The sequence below is a fragment of the Streptomyces paradoxus genome (assembly GCF_014202475.1).
In the GTDB taxonomy this organism is placed as follows: domain Bacteria; phylum Actinomycetota; class Actinomycetes; order Streptomycetales; family Streptomycetaceae; genus Streptomyces; species Streptomyces paradoxus.
This window is the reverse complement of record NZ_JACHGV010000006.1, coordinates 268,658-287,292: the sequence shown is the minus strand read 5'-3', so window position 1 is coordinate 287,292 and position 18,635 is coordinate 268,658. Positions and strand designations below refer to the sequence as shown.

The 18,635-nt window shown below is 72.9% G+C and carries 17 protein-coding genes; 13 read left to right on the top strand and 4 right to left on the bottom strand.

All coding sequences use genetic code 11. From position 1 onward, the window contains the following. Positions 1-5: 5 nt before the first annotated feature. On the bottom strand, positions 6-1,208 hold the full coding sequence (locus HNR57_RS21670) for an amino acid deaminase/aldolase (protein ID WP_184561836.1): 1,203 nt from the start codon (positions 1,206-1,208) through the stop codon (positions 6-8). Positions 1,209-1,476: 268 nt separating this feature from the next. Here HNR57_RS21670 and HNR57_RS39635 point away from each other — a divergent pair, with 268 nt between their 5' ends. From HNR57_RS39635 to HNR57_RS21655, 3 genes are read left to right on the top strand one after another with little or no spacing between them, the layout of a single operon-like run. Continuing rightward, the gene (locus HNR57_RS39635; RefSeq protein WP_246554817.1) at positions 1,477-3,474 is read left to right on the top strand and encodes a hypothetical protein; all 1,998 of its coding nucleotides are present in this window, start codon (positions 1,477-1,479) and stop codon (positions 3,472-3,474) included. Positions 3,475-3,479: 5 nt separating this feature from the next. Beyond that, positions 3,480-4,679, top strand: coding sequence for a type VII secretion-associated serine protease mycosin (mycP, locus tag HNR57_RS21660; protein ID WP_184562206.1), 1,200 nt, complete (start codon positions 3,480-3,482; stop codon positions 4,677-4,679). Between the two features lie 42 nt (positions 4,680-4,721). After that, a complete protein-coding gene (locus tag HNR57_RS21655; RefSeq protein ID WP_184561834.1) occupies positions 4,722-5,465 on the top strand; it encodes an SseB family protein in 744 nt (247 codons plus the stop codon). On the opposite strand, the gene HNR57_RS21650 is transcribed toward HNR57_RS21655, so the two are convergent. Next, positions 5,462-5,818, bottom strand: a complete 357-nt coding sequence (locus HNR57_RS21650) for a DUF1844 domain-containing protein (protein WP_062925865.1) — start codon at positions 5,816-5,818, stop codon at positions 5,462-5,464. The genes HNR57_RS21655 and HNR57_RS21650 overlap by 4 nt on opposite strands. Before the next feature lie 396 nt (positions 5,819-6,214). Here HNR57_RS21650 and infC point away from each other — a divergent pair, with 396 nt between their 5' ends. The 9 genes from infC (at position 6,215) to HNR57_RS21605 (ending at position 15,864) form a co-directional block, all read left to right on the top strand. Next, positions 6,215-6,853, top strand: a complete 639-nt coding sequence (gene infC / locus HNR57_RS21645; protein WP_078955787.1) for a translation initiation factor IF-3 — start codon at positions 6,215-6,217, stop codon at positions 6,851-6,853. A gap of 108 nt (positions 6,854-6,961) precedes the next feature. Then, complete coding sequence (rpmI, locus tag HNR57_RS21640) at positions 6,962-7,156, top strand: 50S ribosomal protein L35 (RefSeq protein ID WP_003977225.1); 195 nt, start codon at positions 6,962-6,964, stop codon at positions 7,154-7,156. 98 nt (positions 7,157-7,254) lie between these two features. Further along, entirely contained in the window at positions 7,255-7,638 is a 384-nt protein-coding gene (gene rplT, locus HNR57_RS21635) for a 50S ribosomal protein L20 (protein ID WP_003989074.1), read from the top strand. Positions 7,639-7,725: 87 nt separating this feature from the next. Next, complete coding sequence (locus tag HNR57_RS21630) at positions 7,726-8,586, top strand: TrmH family RNA methyltransferase (RefSeq protein ID WP_184561833.1); 861 nt, start codon at positions 7,726-7,728, stop codon at positions 8,584-8,586. A gap of 53 nt (positions 8,587-8,639) precedes the next feature. Beyond that, positions 8,640-9,782, top strand: coding sequence for a sensor histidine kinase (locus tag HNR57_RS21625; protein ID WP_184561831.1), 1,143 nt, complete (start codon positions 8,640-8,642; stop codon positions 9,780-9,782). 128 nt (positions 9,783-9,910) lie between these two features. Then, complete coding sequence (gene pheS / locus HNR57_RS21620; protein WP_184561829.1) at positions 9,911-11,032, top strand: phenylalanine--tRNA ligase subunit alpha; 1,122 nt, start codon at positions 9,911-9,913, stop codon at positions 11,030-11,032. Further along, positions 11,032-13,545: a phenylalanine--tRNA ligase subunit beta gene (gene pheT / locus HNR57_RS21615; protein ID WP_184561827.1), complete on the top strand. Its 2,514-nt coding sequence runs from the start codon at positions 11,032-11,034 to the stop codon at positions 13,543-13,545. Before pheS ends, pheT begins: the two co-directional genes overlap by 1 nt. 325 nt (positions 13,546-13,870) lie before the next feature. Continuing rightward, positions 13,871-15,211, top strand: a complete 1,341-nt coding sequence (locus HNR57_RS21610) for an NsdA family TPR-like regulatory protein (protein WP_184561825.1) — start codon at positions 13,871-13,873, stop codon at positions 15,209-15,211. A gap of 107 nt (positions 15,212-15,318) precedes the next feature. Then, positions 15,319-15,864, top strand: coding sequence for an NUDIX hydrolase (locus tag HNR57_RS21605; RefSeq protein ID WP_184561823.1), 546 nt, complete (start codon positions 15,319-15,321; stop codon positions 15,862-15,864). A gap of 1 nt (position 15,865) precedes the next feature. On the opposite strand, the gene HNR57_RS21600 is transcribed toward HNR57_RS21605, so the two are convergent. Continuing rightward, positions 15,866-16,123, bottom strand: a complete 258-nt coding sequence (locus HNR57_RS21600; protein ID WP_030243880.1) for a hypothetical protein — start codon at positions 16,121-16,123, stop codon at positions 15,866-15,868. A gap of 226 nt (positions 16,124-16,349) precedes the next feature. Then, positions 16,350-17,225, bottom strand: coding sequence for a 3-hydroxybutyryl-CoA dehydrogenase (locus HNR57_RS21595; protein WP_184561821.1), 876 nt, complete (start codon positions 17,223-17,225; stop codon positions 16,350-16,352). Positions 17,226-17,405: 180 nt separating this feature from the next. On the opposite strand from HNR57_RS21595, the gene HNR57_RS21590 reads away from it, so the two are divergent. Beyond that, complete coding sequence (locus HNR57_RS21590; protein WP_446696903.1) at positions 17,406-18,635, top strand: glycoside hydrolase family 10-like protein; 1,230 nt, start codon at positions 17,406-17,408, stop codon at positions 18,633-18,635.

Here is an 18,635-nt window from a genome sequence, read left to right as displayed (position 1 = left end):
GGTCGCTACAGGAACGTGTGGCCCTCGCCGCGGTAGGTGGGCACGGTCGCCGTCACCGCGTCGCCCTCGACCAGGTGCAGCCGGTCGAACCGCTCGCACAGCTCACCGGCCTTCGCGTGCCGGAACCACACCTTGTCACCGATCAGCAGATCGTCCGCGGGCGAGCCCAGCAGCGGCGTCTGCACCTCACCGGCGCCCTCCTGCGGGTCGTAGCGCAGCCCCTCGGGCAGATACGGCACGGGCGACCGGTCGGGCCCCGCCGCACCGGAGGCGGGATAGCCACCGCCGAGGACCGTCACGACCCCGACCCCCGGCCGCCGCACCACGGGCTGGGCGAACAGGGCCGACGGACGGCCGCTGAACGAGGTGTAGTTGTCGAACAGGCGCGGCACGTACAGCCCCGAACCGGCGGCGATCTCGGTGACCGCGTCCTCGGCCGCCGTGTGCTGCACCGAGCCGGTGCCGCCGCCGTTGACGAACTCCAGACCCGGCACGACCGCCCGCACCGCGCGCACCACCGCCGCACGCCGCTCGGCGAGTTCACGCTTGGCGGCGGCCTGCATCAGCCGGATCGCGCGGGACCGCAGCGGACGACCCGCCAGCGAGTCCCCGACACCGGCGACATGCCCCTCGTAGGCCATGATCCCCACGACCTCGAAGCCGGGACGCCGGGCCACCGCCCGGGCCACGTCGGCGACCTGGGCGGGGGAGTGCAGCGGCGAACGCCGGGCTCCGACCCGCACCCGCCCGCCGAACAGCTTCAGGGACGTGTCCAACTCCAGGCACACGCGCACCACTTCACGCCCGCCGCCCCGGGAGGCGTCGATCAGGTCCAGCTGGGCGACGTCGTCGACCATGACGGTCACGGCGGCGGCGAGCTTGGGATCACCGGCCAGTTCGGCGTACGCCGCACGGTCGGCGGACGGATAGGCGAGCAGCACGTCCTCGAACCCCGAGCGGGCCAGCCACAGCGACTCGGCCAGGGTGAACGACATGATCCCCGCGAAGCCGTCCCGGGCCAGGACGCGCTCCAGCAGCGCCCGGCAGCGCACGGACTTGCTGGCGACCCGGATCGGCTTGCCCCCGGCACGTCGGACCAGGTCGGCGGCGTTGGCGTCGAAAGCCTCCAGGTCCACGATCGCGAGAGGGGCGTCGAGATGGGCGGTGGCCCGGTCGTAACGGGCCCGGTCGGCGGCGCGCGCAGTCATGAACGCAGCCTGCCAGACTGGATTACCGCAGGGTAGGGGGACGTTCCGGGCAGATGCCCCGGCCTCGTGGACTGGTTCCCGTTCGCCCAGGAACAAGTCGTAGAGTGACGCGAACGTACGACGGACGCCGCCGGCCGGGGACCCGCGCCGGGATGACGCTCCGTCCGTACGGGTATGTGTGCCCGGGACGATTCCGTACCGGGCCTCGGGCAGGACGGCGACGGCCCGCGTCAGACGAGCGGCCCGGCCATGAGGAAACGGGGGGTGCATGAGCACGGAAGCGCCGCGCGCCTCCTTCCCCCCGCGCCCCACCACGCCACCGCGTCCGTCGCACCCGCCGAGCGCCCCGGCGACGGACGAGCGGGACACCCCGGGCGGGGCGTCCGGCCCCGCGACGGGACCGGCAGCCGCCCCGAACTCCTCTGACAGGCCGGACGGCCGCCCCCGCTTCCCCGTACTCGGAGCCGGGAACGCCGGTTCCGCCGGACGCACCGAGCCCACCGCCCCGCCCCCGCCCCGCGCCTCCACCCGCTTCCCGGACACCCCGCCGAGCGTCGGCCGCGAGCCGCGCGCCGGCTCGGACCGGCTGTCCGGCATCGGCGGTGAGACGAGCCCCGGCTCGAACGGGCCGTCCGGTGCCGGCCGTGAGACCGGCCCCGGGTCGGACACGTCGACCGGCGTCGGCCGCGAGACCCGCCTCAGCTCGAAGAGGCTGCCCGGTGTCGGCCCTGAGACCCGCCCCGGCTCGAACATGCCGCCCCGCGCGTCCACTCGCTTCCCCGACGCGCCGCCCAGCGTGGGCCGCGAGACGCGCGCCGCCTCGGACCGGCTCTCCGGCATCGGCCGTGAGACGAGCCCCGGCTCGAACGGGCCGTCCGGTGCCGGCCCTGAGACCCGCCCCGGCCCGGACACGCCGCCCGGCGTCGGCCGCGATACCCGCGTCGGCTCCAACGGGCCGTCCCGCGCAGGGCGCGAGGTCCGGCCCGGCTCGGACACGCCGCCCGGCCTCGGCCGTGATACCCGCCCCGGCCCGGACAAGCCGGCCACCTCCCCGGGACCGGACGCCCCTCCGCGGCCGCGTCACCTCCCCACGCCGGGCTCCTCCGGGCGGACGGGGCGCCCGGACACCACGGCGGGGGCTCCGCAGGAGACGCCCGCGCGGCCCTTCCGCCTCTCCGCCCCCGGCGGTTCCGGCGCCCAGGCCGGAGCGCCGTCGGAGACGGCCGGACGGCCGTTCCGGCTCCCCACGCCCCGCCGTACCGGCGCCCCCGGCGAGAACACGTCCGAGACGACCGCCCGCCTTCGCCCGGTCCCCGCCGACCCGGCGAAGGACGAGGCCGCCTCCCCCTTCGCCCGCCCCGCCACCCCGCCGCGCCCCGCACACGAACCGCAGGCCCCCTCCGCTCCGGTCGCTCCCGACCCGGCCCTCTCCTGGAGCGCCACGCGCCCCCTGGTGTCGTTCGGTGAACCCGAGGGCTACGACGGTGACGCCCGGCCCCGGCCGCTCGGCCGGCGCGGGGCGCCGCAGGCCGCCGCTGCCGCCGTCTGCCTCGTGCTCGGACTGGGACTCATCTCGGGTGCGGTCACCGGCAGCTGGCTCGTCGGCGGCTCCGGGGAGGACGGCGCGCCCAGCACCTTCGCCGCGGCCGGAAGCCTCTGGCACAGCGTCCCGGTCGACCAGCTCTTCCCGCCCACCGTGCAGGGCCGGGGCGCCGGACCCGGCGGAGCCGACCGCACCTGGACCCGCATCGCCGTCGCCCCCGACAGCGGCTGCAAGAACGCGTTCGACCCGCTGCTGCGCAAGGCCCTCGCCCCCGTCGGCTGCGACCGCCTCCTGCGCGCCACCTACACCGACGCCACCGAGAGCTACGTGACCACCGTCGGCCTGCTCTTCACCACCGCCGACGCCCCAGGCATGACCGCCCTCGCGAACCGTTTCCGCAAGGAACGCCTGGACCGCCGCAGCGATCTGATGCCCCTGCCGTACGCCGCGAAGGGCACGCTCGCGGCCGGCTTCGGCGCCCGCCAGCGCGCCTCCTGGACCGTCTCGGTGCTCACCGAGGCCCCGGTCGTCGTCTACGCCGTCTCCGGCTGGGCCGACGGCCGTACCGTCGACGACCCGCAGCCCGCCAGGGACGCCGTGGAGGCGGACGCCACCACCGCCGCCGCACAGGCCGGCCTCGGCAATGAGGCGAAGGGCCTCGCCGACCGCGTCGAACGCGACTTCCGCAGAAACGTCCGCTCGGCCTCGGAGCAGCCCTCGTGACCGTCGTGCACCCCCCGGCCGGGAAACGCCCGCGCAGGCCGTCCAAGAGGGTTGCCGCCCTCGGCGTCCTGCTCACCGCCGGTCTCGTCCTCCTCCCCGCCGCCACCGCGCACGCCGACGGCATCCGCGCCCAGCAGTGGGCCCTTGAGGCCATGCACACCGAGGAGGCCTGGCAGACCACCAAGGGCCGCGGCGTCACCGTCGCCGTCCTGGACACCGGCGTCGAGGAGGACCACCCCGACCTGGCCGGCAACGTCCTGCCCGGCAAGGACCTGATCCGCTTCGGGGCCGAACCCGGCGACCGCGCCTGGGCCCGGCACGGCACCGCCATGGCCGGCATCATCGCCGGCCACGGACACGGCCCCGGCGACGCCGACGGCGTCCTCGGCATCGCCCCCGAGGCGAAGATCCTCCCGGTCCGCGTGATCCTGGAGGACGGCGACCCCTCCCGCGCCAAGGCCCGCAGCACCCGCGGCAACGCCCTCGCCGAGGGCATCCGCTGGGCCGCCGACCACGGCGCCGACGTCATCAACCTCTCCCTCGGCGACGACTCCGCCTCCGCGCACCCCGAACCCGGCGAGGACCAGGCCATCCAGTACGCCCTGAAGAAGGGCGTGGTCGTCGTCGCCTCCGCAGGCAACGGCGGCGAGAAGGGCGACCACATCTCCTACCCGGCCGCCTACCCGGGCGTCATCGCCGCCACGGCCGTCGACCGCGCCGGCACCCGTGCCTCCTTCTCCACCCGCCGCTGGTACGCCACGGTCAGCGCCCCCGGCGTCGACGTCGTCATCGCCGACCCCGACCACAAGTACTACGAGGGCTGGGGCACCAGCGCCGCCGCCGCCTTCGTCTCCGGCGCCGCCGCCCTGGTCAAGGCCGCCCACCCCGGTCTCGCCCCGGCCCAGATCAAGACGCTGCTGGAGGACACCGCCCGCAACGCCCCGGCCGGGGGCCGCGACGACTCCCGCGGCTTCGGCTTCGTCGACCCGGCCGCCGCCATCGAGGCCGCCGGCCGCCTCAAGCCGGAGGGCCTGCAGTCGGCGTCCTACGGCGCGAAGTACTTCGGCAGCGGACCGGACGCCGACGCCTCCGGCGACGGCACCGCCGACTGGGCCGCCCCCCTCGCGGGCGGTGCCGGCGGCGTCCTGCTGGTCGCGGCGGTCGTCCTGTGGCGGGGCCGCCGTACCGGCCGTGAGGACTTCTGAGCCACTGCCGGGAGCCCACCGCCCGGCCGATAGGGTCGACGCGTGGCGAACAAGAACATCCCGGACTCCGGCTTCTCCGACGACGACGGCTCCGCCGACCCCCGGCTGAGCGCGGCCCTCACCGCCTGGTCCGCGGACCGCGGCGCCGTCGGCCCGGTCCTCGCCGCTCTCCAGGGCGCCCGGCTGCTCGTCCCCGTCGTGGCCGTGCTCGGTGAGGTCGAGGAGGACGAGCGGGGACTGCGCCGCGAGAAGACCAGCGACATGGCCGTCCCCACCCTGAAGGCCGGCGACCGCACCGCGCTGCCCGCCTTCACCTCCACGGACTCCCTCGCCCGCTGGGACCCGGCGGCCCGCCCCGTCGCCGTGCCGCTGCACCAGGCGCTGCAGGCCGCCGCGCACGAGAAGGCGGACACGATCGTGCTCGACATGGCCGGACCGGTGCCGTTCGAGCTGACCGGCCCCACGCTGCTGTCGCTCGCCGAGGGCCGCACCACCACGGACCCGCTCGCCGACCCGGCCGTCGTGGACGCGGTGCGCTCCGTGGTCGCCGGTGTGTCCGCCGTGGTGCGGGCCTACCTCGGCCCCGGCAGGGCCGACGGCACCCTCGCCCTGGTCTTCGAGCCGGCCGTGCCGCACGAGGCCGGCGTCCACGCGGTCGCGCGCCGCCTCGCCGCCGACGAGACGCTGAGGGCCCGCCTGGTGCGCGGCCTCGACCTGGCAGTCCTGCCGGCCGGGGCGACGCCGCCGGGCGAGCCCTTGTACGTGCGGGGAACGGGGACGAGCTAGCCGTAGACCGGGCCCGTGTACTTCTCGCCCGGTCCCTGGCCCGGCTCGTCCGGGACGAGCGAGGCCTCGCGGAACGCCAGCTGGAGCGACTTCAGGCCGTCGCGCAGGGGCGCCGCGTGGAAGGAGCTGATCTCGGTCGCCGTGGCGTCCAGCAGACCGGCCAGGGCGTGGACCAGCTTGCGGGCCTCGTCCAGGTCCTTGTGCTTCTCGCCCTCCTCGGTCAGACCGAGCTTCACGGCCGCGGCGCTCATCAGGTTGACGGCGACCGTCACGATCACCTCGACCGCCGGGACCTCGGCGATGTCGCGGGCCATGGCGTCGAAGTCGGGGGACTCAGGAGGGGTCTCACTCATGCCCCACACGATAGGCGCAGCGAGCGGACGCCCCCCACGTGACCCCGGTCCGTCCCGATTGGCCGTCGCCTGCCGTTACTGGTAACCTCGTGTAACGACCGGTCGGACACGTGTGCCCCACAGCCCGCGAGCCCGGCCCACAAGTGGAGGCTTTCGAACTCCCACCCGATCGCCCTCCGGGCGGCGGGTCACCGGTCAGGCGGTCCCGTCCCCAGTGTCGGCGATCCGTCCGAAAGCGCGCCCCGCGGCCCCCCGCGGCGGTGCTCCGGTAGTTCGAGGAGCCCCGCCTGGGATCGTCCGGGGCATTTTTGTTGCACCGGCGCGGTTAGGTCTATCGATACAAGACGTTACGCGGCCGTCCGCCAGACCGTCGCGTGGTGCTACCGAGGAGGATCCATCAGCGCCGAGCCCCGCATCAACGACCGGATTCGCGTTCCCGAGGTGCGACTTGTCGGTCCCAGTGGCGAGCAGGTGGGCATCGTCCCCCTGGCCAAGGCACTGGAGCTTGCGCAGGAGTACGACCTGGACCTGGTCGAGGTCGCGGCGAACGCCCGTCCGCCCGTGTGCAAGCTCATGGACTACGGGAAGTTCAAGTACGAGTCGGCCATGAAGGCCCGTGAGGCGCGCAAGAACCAGGCGCACACGGTCATCAAGGAGATGAAGCTCCGGCCGAAGATCGACCCGCACGACTATGACACCAAGAAGGGTCACGTCGTCCGGTTCCTCAAGCAGGGCGACAAGGTCAAGATCACGATCATGTTCCGTGGTCGCGAGCAGTCCCGTCCCGAGCTGGGCTACCGACTGCTGCAGCGTCTCGCGGAGGACGTCCAGGACCTCGGTTTCGTCGAGTCGAACCCGAAGCAGGACGGCCGGAACATGATCATGGTTCTCGGTCCGCACAAGAAGAAGACCGAGGCGATGGCCGAGGCTCGCCAGGCGCAGGAAGCCCGCAAGGCGGAAGCGAAGGCCAACCCCGGCAAGTCGCAGAACGCCGCGGAGACCGAGGCGCCGGCTGAGGAGCCCGCCGAGGCGTGACTCCCCGGGACGCCAGTCCCAGGAAGTAACCGATACAAGACGACGCTCCACCGTGCCCGGTTTCGCGACCGGGCACCGGAGCGCCACCGACGAGGAGAGAACGGCGCTATGCCGAAGAACAAGTCGCACAGCGGTGCCAGCAAGCGCTTCAAGATCACCGGCTCCGGCAAGGTGCTGCGCGAGCGCGCCGGCAAGCGCCACCTGCTCGAGCACAAGTCGTCCCGCGTGACGCGTCGCCTCACCGGCAACGCCGAGATGGCCCCGGGCGACGCCGCGAAGATCAAGAAGCTTCTCGGCAAGTGACGTCCGGGCGCGTGAGCGCCGGACGTACGTCAGACCGGGACCCAATCGATTTCGGGTCGTGTGAGCACCCCCACGACCCCGCTACAAGGAGTTAACAAGTGGCACGCGTCAAGCGGGCAGTCAACGCCCACAAGAAGCGCCGGGCGATCCTCGAGCAGGCCTCCGGCTACCGCGGTCAGCGCTCGCGCCTGTACCGCAAGGCCAAGGAGCAGGTCACCCACTCGCTGGTCTACAACTACAACGACCGCAAAAAGCGCAAGGGCGACTTCCGTCAGCTGTGGATCCAGCGCATCAACGCCGCTGCCCGCGCCAACGGCATGACCTACAACCGCTTCATCCAGGGTCTGAAGGCCGCGAACGTCGAGGTCGACCGCAAGATCCTGGCCGAGCTGGCCGTCAACGACGCCGGTGCGTTCGCCGCCCTCGTCGAGGTCGCCCAGAAGGCGCTGCCGAGCGACGTGAACGCGCCGAAGGCTGCGTGACGCCGGCCCAGGCCGACGCGAACTGAAGGACCCGCAGGCCGGTCGGTCTGCGGGTCCTGCTGTGCAGTTACCGAGAAAGCGAACAGGATGCCGCCTGCCACCCCCGAGCTCGTCTCCCCCCGCTCCCCCCGCGTCCTGGCCGCGCGGCGGCTGGCGAAGCGGAACTTCAGGGGGAAGGACCGGCTGTTCCTGGCGGAGGGGCCGCAGGCCGTGCGGGAGGCCGCGGGGCACCGCACCGAGGCCGGGGCCACGCTCGTGGAGCTGTTCACGACGCTGGAGGCCGCCGAGCGCCACGCCGACATCGTCGGGGCCGCCCGGGACGCCGGAGCCCGGGTGCACCTCGCGGCCGAGCAGGTCATCGCCGACATCTCCACCACCGTCACCCCGCAGGGCCTCGTGGGCGTCTGCCGGTTCCTGGACACGCCCTTCGAGGAGGTCCTCGCGGCCCGCCCCCGGCTCGTCGCCCTCCTCGCCAACGTCCGCGACCCGGGCAACGCCGGGACCGTGCTGCGCTGCGCCGACGCCGCCGGGGCCGAGGCGGTCGTCCTGACCGACGCCTCCGTCGACGTGTACAACCCCAAGGCCGTCCGCGCCTCCGTCGGCTCCCTGTTCCACCTGCCCGTCGCCGTCGGCGTCCCCGTGGAGCAGGCCGTGGAGGGGCTGCGGGAGGCCGGTGTCCGGATCCTCGCCGCCGACGGAGCGGGCGACCGCGACCTCGACGACGAGCTCGACAAGGGCACCATGGGCGGGCCCACCGCCTGGGTCTTCGGCAACGAGGCCTGGGGCCTGCCGGAGGAGACCCGTGCCCTCACCGACGCCGTCGTCCGCGTCCCGATCCACGGGAAGGCCGAGAGCCTGAACCTCGCCACCGCCGCCGCCGTATGTCTCTATGCGTCGGCGCGTGCACAGCGCGCCTCCGGAGGGTGCCGCTCCGTCACCGGGAACTAGTAGGGTGACCAGCTCAGGACCCCTCTGCGGAGCCTTGGAGGTGGGGTACGGGGATGAGCGTCGGCACGAGCAGCGCACCGGGAGCCCAGGACGCCGGGAGCCCGCCCGCCGCGTCCCGGCCACCCGGTGATCCCGCCGGCCTCGGCATCGACCCCGACCACCTGCCCGACGGGCTCGTCGTCGCCGACGAGCAGGGCCACGTCATCTGCTTCAACGCGGCCGCCGAGCGCATCACCGCCGTCCGCGCCCGGGACGCCCTCGGGCAGCGGCTGGAGAAGGCCCTGCCCTTAGAGGACCTGGAAGGCCGGCGCTGGTGGCAGCTGACCGACCCGTACGGCGGCCTCGCCATCCGCGTCGGACAGCCCGAGCGCAATCTGCTCCTGCCCGGCGGCCGTGAGGTGCTGGTCTCCGCGCGCTACGTACGCACCCGGCCCACCGGGCCCCTCCGGCGCCTGGTCGTCACCCTGCGCGACACCGAGGCCCGCCGCCGCACCGAGCGCAGCCACGCCGAGCTGATCGCCACCGTCGCCCACGAACTGCGCTCCCCGCTGACCTCCGTCAAGGGCTTCACCGCCACACTGCTGGCCAAGTGGGAACGCTTCACCGACGACCAGAAGCGGCTCATGCTGGAGACCGTCGACGCCGACGCCGACCGGGTCACCCGGCTCATCGCCGAGCTGCTCGACATCTCCCGGATCGACTCCGGCCGCCTGGAGGTGCGCCGCCAGCCCGTCGACATCGGCGCCGCCGTCGGCCGGCACATCCAGGCCTACGTCGCCGCCGGGCAGCCCGCCGACCGGTTCCTGCTGCGCGTCCAGCAGCCGCTGCCCGACCTGTGGGCCGACCCCGACAAGATCGACCAGGTGCTCAGCAACCTGCTCGAAAATGCCGTGCGGCACGGCGAGGGAACTGTCACGATCGACGTCACGGCCACGGCGTCCCCCCGCGAGGACGAGGACACTGGTACGTCGGTCACGGTGAGCGACGAGGGGCCCGGCATCCCGGAGGAGTCCATGAACCGCGTCTTCACCCGCTTCTGGCGGGGCAGCAAGCGCGGCGGGACGGGCCTCGGGCTCTACATCGTCAAGGGCATCGTCGAGGCCCACGGCGGCACCATCACGGTCGGCCGCGCCCCCGGCGCAGGCGCCGAGTTCCGATTTACGTTGCCCGTGAGCGCTCCGGCCTATCTCGCCTGAGCACCGCGGGCGCATTCGCGTACCTCCACCCCGTTAGACTCGGCCATTGGCACCTTTGTGTCCCTTCAGGCGGCCGTCCGAGTCGGAGACGGGGACCTCCAGCCAGCCAATCGGAAGCACGGGAAGAGATGTCGGCACCGAATAAGTCGTACGACCCTGTCGAGGTCGAGACGTTGAAACCGGAAGAGATCGAGCGCATGCGGGACGAGGCGCTCGCCGCCTTCGCCGCCGCGGACTCCCTCGACGCACTCCACGAGGCCAAGGTCGCCCAGACCGGCCCCGCCTCCCCGCTGGCCCTCGCCAACCGCGAGATCGGCGCCCTGCCCCCGCACGCCAAGGCCGAGGCTGGCAAGCGTGTCGGCCAGGCCCGCGGCGCCGTGAACAAGGCCCTCGCCGCCCGCCAGGTGGAACTGGAGGCCGAGCGGGACGCGCGCGTCCTCGTCGAGGAGGCGGTGGACGTCACGCTGCCCTACGACCGCGTCGCCGCCGGTGCCCGGCACCCGCTGACCACGCTGTCGGAGCGCATCGAGGACGTGTTCGTGGCCATGGGCTACGAGGTCGCCGAGGGGCCCGAGGTCGAGGCCGAGTGGTTCAACTTCGACGCCCTCAACATCGGCCCGGACCACCCGGCCCGCGGCGAGCAGGACACCTTCTTCGTGCAGAACGCCGACGGCGGTTCCGACTCCGGCGTCGTGCTGCGCACCCACACCTCGCCCGTGCAGATCCGTTCGCTGCTGCAGCGCGACCTGCCGGTCTACGTGATCTGCCCCGGTGTCGTCTACCGCACCGACGAGCTGGACGCCACGCACACCCCCGTCTTCCGCCAGGTCGAGCTGCTCGCCGTCGACGAGGGCCTCACCATGGCCGACCTCAAGGGCACCCTCGACCACATGGTCACGGCGCTGTTCGGCGAGGGCATGAAGACCCGGCTGCGGCCCAACTTCTTCCCCTTCACCGAGCCGTCCGCCGAGATGGACATGGTGTGCTACGTGTGCCGCGGCGAGTCCGTCGGCAACCCCGACCGGCCTTGCCGCACCTGCTCCAGCGAGGGCTGGATCGAGCTCGGCGGCTGCGGCATGGTCAACCCCAAGGTGCTGACCGCCTGCGGCGTCGACCCGGAGAAGTACAGCGGCTTCGCCTTCGGGTTCGGCATCGAGCGGATGCTGATGTTCCGCCACAACGTCGAGGACATGCGAGACATGGTCGAGGGTGACGTCCGGTTCACCCGGCCGTTCGGGATGGAGATCTGATGCGGGTCCCGCTTTCTTGGCTGCGGGAGTACGTCGACCTGCCGGCCACCGAGACCGGCCGCGACGTCCAGGCCAAGCTCATTTCCGCCGGTCTGGAGGTCGAGACCGTCGAGCAGCTCGGTGCCGACCTCAAGGGGCCGCTGGTCGTCGGCCAGGTGCTGACCATCGAGGAGCTGGAGGGCTTCAAGAAGCCGATCCGCTTCTGCACCGTCGACGTCGGCCAGGCCAACGGCACCGGCGAGCCCCAGGAGATCGTCTGCGGCGCCCGTAACTTCGCGGTCGGCGACAAGGTCGTCGTGGTCCTGCCCGGCGCCTCGCTGCCCGGCGGTTTCACGATCTCCGCGCGCAAGACGTACGGCAGGAACTCGCACGGCATGATCTGCTCCGGCGACGAGCTGGGCATGGGCGACGACGGCACCAAGGGCATCATCGTCCTGCCGCCGGAGACCGAGGTCGGCAAGGACGCCATCGAGCTCCTGGAGCTCGTCGACGAGGTCCTGGACATCGCCGTCACCGCCAACCGCGGCGACTGCCTGTCCATCCGCGGCGTGGCCCGCGAGACCGCCATCGCCTACGGCCTGCCGCTGCGCGACCCCGCCCTGATCGACGTGCCCGGCCCGAACGCCTACGGCTACCCGGTGCGGATCTCGGACCCCGCCGGCTGCGACCGCTTCACCGCCCGTACGGTGACCGGCCTGAGCGCCGAGGCCCGCTCCCCGATCTGGCTCCAGCGCCGGCTGCAGAAGGTCGGCATGCGCCCGGTCTCCCTCGCCGTCGACGTCACGAACTACGTGATGATGGAGCTCGGCCAGCCGCTGCACGCCTACGACCGCGGCCTGGTCCAGGGCACGATCGGCGTGCGCCGGGCCGAGGCGGGCGAGAAGCTCACCACCCTCGACGGTGTCAAGCGCACGCTGGACGCCGAGGACCTGGTGATCACCGACGACCGGGGCCCCATCGGGCTCGCCGGCGTCATGGGCGGCGCCAACACGGAGATCGCCGACCACGACAACGCCGAGAACACGACGGCGGACGTCGTCATCGAGGCCGCGCACTTCGACGCGGTGTCGATCGCGCGCACGGCCCGCCGCCACAAGCTGTCCTCGGAGGCGTCCCGGCGCTTCGAGCGCGGCATCGACCCGCAGGCCGCCGCCGCTGCCGCTCAGCGCACGGTCGACCTGCTGGTCCTGCTCGCCGGAGGCACCGCCGAGGCCGGCGTCACCGAGATCCTGGCCCCCTCCGCGCCGCACACGATCACCCTCCCGGCCGACCACCCGGACAAGGTCGCGGGCGTCGTCTACGGCCGCGAGACCGTCGTGCGCCGCCTCCAGGAGGTCGGCTGCGACGTGTACGGGCAGGACGAGCTGATCGTCACCGTGCCGTCCTGGCGGCCCGACCTCACCGACCCGAACGACCTGGCCGAAGAGGTCATCCGGCTGGAGGGCTACGAGAACCTGCCCTCCACGCTGCCCAAGCCGCCGGCGGGCCTCGGCCTGACCGGCCGGCAGCGGCTGCACCGCCGCGTGGGCCGTGCGCTGGCCGGTGCCGGGTACGTCGAGGCGCTGAACTACCCGTTCATCAGTGAGCAGGTCTTCGACCAGCTCGGCCTGGAAGCGGACGACCCGGCCCGCCGCGTCGTGAAGCTCAGCAACCCGCTGAGCGACGAGGAGCCCGCGCTGCGCACGTCGCTGCTGCCGGGCCTGCTCGCCGCCCTGCGCCGCAACGACGGCCGGGGCTCGCACGACCTCGCGCTGTTCGAAACCGGTCTGGTCTTCCGGCCGCGCGAGGAGCGGCGGACCGCGGCCGTGCTGCCCGTCGACCGCCGCCCGACCGACGAGGAGCTCGCCGAGCTGGACGCGGCGCTGCCCGACCAGCCGCGGCACGTGGCCGTCGTTCTCGCCGGTGCGCGCGAGCAGGCCGGCTGGTGGGGCAAGGGCCGTCCGGCCGACTGGGCCGACGCGGTCGAGGCCGCCCGGTCCGTCGCCCGCGAGGCCGGTGCCGAACTCGTCATCCGCAAGGGGCAGTACGGGCCGTGGCACCCCGGGCGGTGTGCCGAGCTCGTGGTCACCGTGGACGGTGCCGAGCGGGTCGTGGGGCACGCGGGCGAGCTGCACCCGCGGGTCGTGAAGGCCCTCGGGCTGCCCGCGCGCAGCTGCGCGATGGAGATCGACCTGGACGCGGTGGAGGCCGCCGGTGACGCCACGGCCGCGGCGCCGCGGATCTCCACGTTCCCCGTCGCCACGCAGGACGTCGCCCTGGTCGTCGACGCCGTCGTCCCGGCGGCGGAGGTCGAGGAGGCCCTGCGTGCGGGAGCCGGCGAACTGCTGGAGTCGATCCGGCTGTTCGACGTCTACGAGAACGCGGAGCAGCTGGGCGACGGACGGAAGTCCCTCGCCTATGCGCTGCGGTTCCGGGCGGCCGACCGGACCCTGACCGTGGACGAGGCCTCTGCGGCCCGGGACGCGGCGGTCGCCCTCGCGGGCGAGCGTGTCGGAGCCGAGCTGCGGAGTTAGCGCCCGCGGGACTGCGCGTCGGCGGCGGCTGCGGGATCGTCGTGGCTCGTCGCGCAGTCCCCCGCGCCCCTCGGGGCGGCCGGCGATGCCGTCCGCCCCGCCACGGAGTGTCGGGCAGGCGGCCGGGCGGACGGCGGGTGCGGGCCGCCGCACTGTACGAGGGGGAGCCGGCGGCCCGGCCGGCCTCTTTCGAGGCAGTTCAGTCAAACCGGCCGGCGACTCTCAGCGACAGCGCGCACACCCTGCGGATTCGGGCACTCCGTTCACACCCCGTGTGAAGGCGGAACCACTAACCTGGCGGCACCGAGCCACCCGGGGGGCCCACATGCAGCCCAACACTCTGCTCGACGCGATCCTGGACGAGGCGGGGATCTCGCACGCGGGGCTGGCCGCACACGTCAATCAGGCGGGACGGGCGCGTGGCCTGTCCCTGAGGTACGAACACACCGCCGTCGCCCGGTGGTTGAAGGGGCAGCGGCCCCGGGGCCAGGTGCCCGACCTGATCTGCGAGGTGCTCGCGGGCCGGCTGCAACGGCAGGTCACCCTCGACGACATCGGCCTCGGCGTGCCCGGCGAGCCGTCCGCACCGCACACCGGCTCCCTGTCCGGGTTCGTCGAACGGGCCACCGCGCTGTGGCGCTCCGACCAGCAGCAGCGCCCGCACATCCTGGGCGCGCCCGCGCTCACCGGCACGCCCGCCGTGATGCCGGTGTGGGAGTGGGAGAACCCGCCCGAGGACGTGGACGTCTCCCGCGGCGGCAGACACCGTGTCACCCCGGGCGACCTGGAGATGCTGCGGGCCGCCCGCACGCACTACGAGCAGCTGTACCGCAAGGCCGGGGGCATCGCGACCCGGGCCCGGATCGTCGGCTTCCTCAACGCCGAGGCCGCGCCGCTGCTGCGCGGCAGCTACACCGACGAGACGGGACGTCAACTGCACCGGGCGACGGGCGGGTTGGTGGCGGTCGCCGGCATCTGCGCGTACGACTCCGACGCGCACGGCCTCGCCCAGCGCTACTTCCACCAGGCCCTGCGGCTCGCCAAGGCCAGCGGGGACCGGGGTCTCGGAGCGTATGTGATCGCCCTGCTCGTCAACCAGTCGCTGTTCATGCGGGAGTACCGGCAGTCCGTCGCCTTCGCGGAGGCGGCGCTGCGGGCGGCCGGCAAGCACATCACCCCGGCGCTCGCCTCCGACCTCTACGCGATGCAGGCCAAGGCGTACGCGCATCTCGGCGACGGCGGCAGCGCCCTGTCCTGCATCCGGCGGGCCGAGCAGGCCGCCGAGCGCATCCGGCGCGGCTACGAGCCCGACGAGACCGGTTATGTCCAGCCCGGCCTCGTCAACGTCCAGGTGGCGGAGGCGCTGCTGAGCCTCGGGGAGATCGCGGCCGCCGGGGAGCATGCCGCGGCCGCCGTCGACAACCCGGCGCACGACCGCGGCAGGGTGCACCGGCTGGCCATGCTCAGCACCATCGAGCTGCGGCAGGGCAACGCCGACAAGGCGGTGGTGATCGCCGTGCAGATGGCCGAGCAGGCCCGGGGCATGGAGTCCCAGCGGCTGCGCGACCGGCTGCGCGCGGTACGGGAGCACTTGGTGCGCAGTCGCTGCGCGGGCACGGCCGAGGCCGCCGAACTCATCGACGGGGCCCTGCGCGTACCGTTGTAGATCCGGGCGGTGGTGCCCGGGGTCGCTCCGAGGCGCTTCCCGTGCGCCTGCTGTCCCTCCGTCCCTGCTGCGATATTGCCACTTACTCGACGGAAGGTGGCAGAACCGTGCAGTGGACGAAACACAACGAGCAAACTGTGTACTCAAACCGCTGGTTCAGCGTCAATCTCGCGGATGTCGAACTGCCGGACGGCAGGCACCTGGACCACTTCCTCATACGGCTGCGGCCCGTTGCGGTGGCCACGGTCGTCAACGAGGCCAACGAGGTGCTGCTGCTCTGGCGGCACCGTTTCATCACCGACAGCTGGGGGTGGGAACTCGCGGCGGGGGTCGTCGAGGACGGCGAGGACATCGCCCTCGCGGCCGCCAGGGAACTGGAGGAGGAGACCGGCTGGCGGCCGGGACCCCTGCGCCACCTCATGAGCGTGGAGCCGTCCAACGGGCTCACCGACGCCCGGCACCACGTGTACTGGGCCGACGAGGGCGACTACGTCGGGCACCCCGTGGACGACTTCGAGTCGGACCGCCGGGAGTGGGTGCCCCTCAAGCTCGTCCCCGACATGGTCGCCCGCGGCGAGGTCCCGGCCGCCAACATGGCGGCCGCGTTACTTCTGCTGCACCATCTCAGGCTCGGTCAGGACACGCTGCCCTGAGTCAGCGGCCCAGCGCCTGCCAGATCGCCATGACGAGGGCACCCACGGCGGTGAGGGCGGCGACCGCGGGCAGCGGCCAGCGCGCGTGTTCGAGCGTGTGGATCCGGGTGTTGAGCTCCTCGATCTCCTTGGCGGTCTCCTCGGTGCGGTGGCTGAGCAGAGCCAGTCCGCCCTCGACGCGGGCGTAGGCCACATCGAGGCGGCGTCGTAACTCTGCGAGTTCTCCATGAACGACGGGATGCTCGGGATCGGCGGTCACGATTCCGCTCCTTTCCGTAGTCGTTTCACATCCCTTGCATGCGCATGAGGAGTCAACTCGCCTGGTGGGCGCCTGGGGAGAGTGTGCGGAGGGCATATGCGAGCCCGGCGCGCACACGGTGTGTGAATGCCGTGGGCCCGGCACCAAGTACGGTGCCGGGCCCACGGTTTGGCCGAAATCTGACCGTCCGTAATCAGCCTCGGGGGAAAGGGGTGCAGAGTGCCGGTCAGGCGTACGTGTAGAAGCCCGAGCCGGACTTGCGGCCCAGCCGGCCCGCGTCGACCATGCGCTGGAGCAGCGGGGGAGCGGCGTACAGGGGCTCCTTGTACTCCTCGTACATGGACTGCGCGACCGAGGCGACCGTGTCCAGGCCGATCAGGTCCGACAGCTTCAGCGGGCCCATCGGGTGGGCGCAGCCCATCTCCATGCCGTTGTCGATGTCCTCGCGGCTGGCGATGCCCGTCTCGAACATCCGGATCGCGGAGAGCAGGTACGGGATCAGCAGCGCGTTGACCACGAAGCCGGAGCGGTCCTGGGCACGGATCGCGTGCTTGCCCAGCAGCTTCTCCGTGAACAGCTGGGCGCGGCCGATGGTGGCCTCGGACGTGGTCAGCGCGGGGATCAGCTCGACGAGCTTCTGCACCGGGGCCGGGTTGAAGAAGTGGATGCCGATGACCTGGTCGGGCCGCGACGTCGCCACCGCCAGCTTCACCAGCGGGATCGAGGAGGTGTTGGACGCCAGGATCGCGTCGGGCCGGGTCACGACCTGGTCGAGCACCTGGAAGATCTCGGTCTTGACCTGCTCGTTCTCGACGACGGCCTCGATCACGAGGTCACGGTCGGCGAACTCGCCGAGGTCCGTGGTGAAGCTCAGGCGGGCCAGCGTGGCCTCCTGCTCCTCCTCGGTGATCTTGCCGCGCTCGGCCGCCTTGGCCAGGGAGGTGAACAGCCGGGTACGGCCGATCTCCAGGGCTTCGCCGGTGGTCTCGGCGACCTTGACGTCCAGGCCGGCCCGGGCGCACACCTCGGCGATCCCCGCGCCCATCTGACCGCAGCCCACGACTCCGACGCGTGCAATGTCTCCCGCTGGGATGTCCGTCACATCGTCCCTTTCGCTGCTGATCCACGTCCGGGCAGACTCGCCGGGTCCCGGTGTCTGCTCCGATCGTGCACGTTACCGCCAAGTATCGATGATCGATCGCCGGGGTCGGGTCCGCTTCGGGCATGCTGGGCGCGGAGCGATCCGCGGCCGGGCGGATCCGCGGCTTTTTGGGGCATGCGGATGGGACGAGTGTCACGCAGGGCGTTCGCGGTGGCGGCGCTGTCGGCCTTCACGTTGATGCCTCGGGCGTCGGCCGCGACCGGAAGCCGGGGCGGGGCGCCGGATCCCGCGATGCGGGGCGTCTGGATCGCGTCCATGGCCAACCGCGACTGGCCGTCGAAGCCCGGGCTGACCGCGTCGCAGCAGCGCGACGAGCTGCTCACCCACCTCGACACGGCGGTCGGCAACCGGCTCAACACCGTGTTCTTCCAGGTCCGGCCCACGGCGGACGCCCTGTGGCCCTCGCCGTACGAGCCGTGGTCCCAGTACCTCACCGGCACCCAGGGCAAGGACCCCGGCTGGGACCCGCTGGGCACGGCGGTCCAGGAGGCGCACGCCCGGGGCCTCCGGCTGCACGCCTGGTTCAACCCCTACCGGGTCGCCGCGCACGCCGACCCGGCCCGGCTCGTCGCGTCCCACCCCGCCCGTGAGAACCCCGACTGGGTGGTGACGTACGGCGGGAAGCTCTTCTACAACCCGGGGCTGCCCGAGGTCCGCGCCTTCGTCGAGGACGCGATGCTCGACGCCGTGGCGAAGTACCCCGTGGACGGCGTCCACTTCGACGACTACTTCTACCCGTACCCCGTGGCGGGGCAGAGCTTCGACGACGACGCGGCCTACGAGGAGCACGGCGGCGGCTGCCCAGACCGGGCCGCCTGGCGGCGGGACAACATCGACCGGCTGGTGCGGGAGACGGCGGACCGCGTCAAGGAGGTCCGGCCGGGCGCGAGCTTCGGCATCAGCCCCTTCGGCGTGTGGCGCAACGCCGCGACCGACCCGCTCGGCTCGGACACGCGGGCGGGCGTGGAGACGTACGACGATCTGCACGCGGACACCCGGAAGTGGGTGCGCGAGGGCTGGATCGACTACATCGTCCCGCAGCTGTACTGGAACATCGGCTTCGCCGCCGCCGACTACGCGAAGCTCGTGCCCTGGTGGGCGGAGGTCGCGAGCGGCAGCCCGACGCAGCTCTATGTGGGGGAGGCGCTGTACAAGGCCGGTGATCCGGCGCAGCCCGCGGCATGGCAGGAGACGGCCGAACTCTCCCGGCACCTGACGCTGGCCGCGGAGTACCCGCAGGTGCGCGGACACGCCTACTTCGCCGCCAGGGACGTGGCGGCCGACCGGATCGGGGCCATGGCGCGGGTCGTCGCCGACCACTACGGGCAGCCGGCGCCGCCCCCGCGCTGA

Coding starts and splice junctions, on each gene's coding strand:
- HNR57_RS21670 (WP_184561836.1), bottom strand. CDS start 1,208: ATGACTGCGCGCGCCGCCGACCGGGCCCGTTACGACCGGGCCACCGCC.
- HNR57_RS39635 (WP_246554817.1), top strand. CDS start 1,477: ATGAGCACGGAAGCGCCGCGCGCCTCCTTCCCCCCGCGCCCCACCACG.
- HNR57_RS21650 (WP_062925865.1), bottom strand. CDS start 5,818: ATGAGTGAGACCCCTCCTGAGTCCCCCGACTTCGACGCCATGGCCCGC.
- rpmI (WP_003977225.1), top strand. CDS start 6,962: ATGCCGAAGAACAAGTCGCACAGCGGTGCCAGCAAGCGCTTCAAGATC.
- HNR57_RS21630 (WP_184561833.1), top strand. CDS start 7,726: ATGCCGCCTGCCACCCCCGAGCTCGTCTCCCCCCGCTCCCCCCGCGTC.
- HNR57_RS21625 (WP_184561831.1), top strand. CDS start 8,640: ATGAGCGTCGGCACGAGCAGCGCACCGGGAGCCCAGGACGCCGGGAGC.
- pheS (WP_184561829.1), top strand. CDS start 9,911: ATGTCGGCACCGAATAAGTCGTACGACCCTGTCGAGGTCGAGACGTTG.
- pheT (WP_184561827.1), top strand. CDS start 11,032: ATGCGGGTCCCGCTTTCTTGGCTGCGGGAGTACGTCGACCTGCCGGCC.
- HNR57_RS21610 (WP_184561825.1), top strand. CDS start 13,871: ATGCAGCCCAACACTCTGCTCGACGCGATCCTGGACGAGGCGGGGATC.
- HNR57_RS21590 (WP_446696903.1), top strand. CDS start 17,406: ATGGGACGAGTGTCACGCAGGGCGTTCGCGGTGGCGGCGCTGTCGGCC.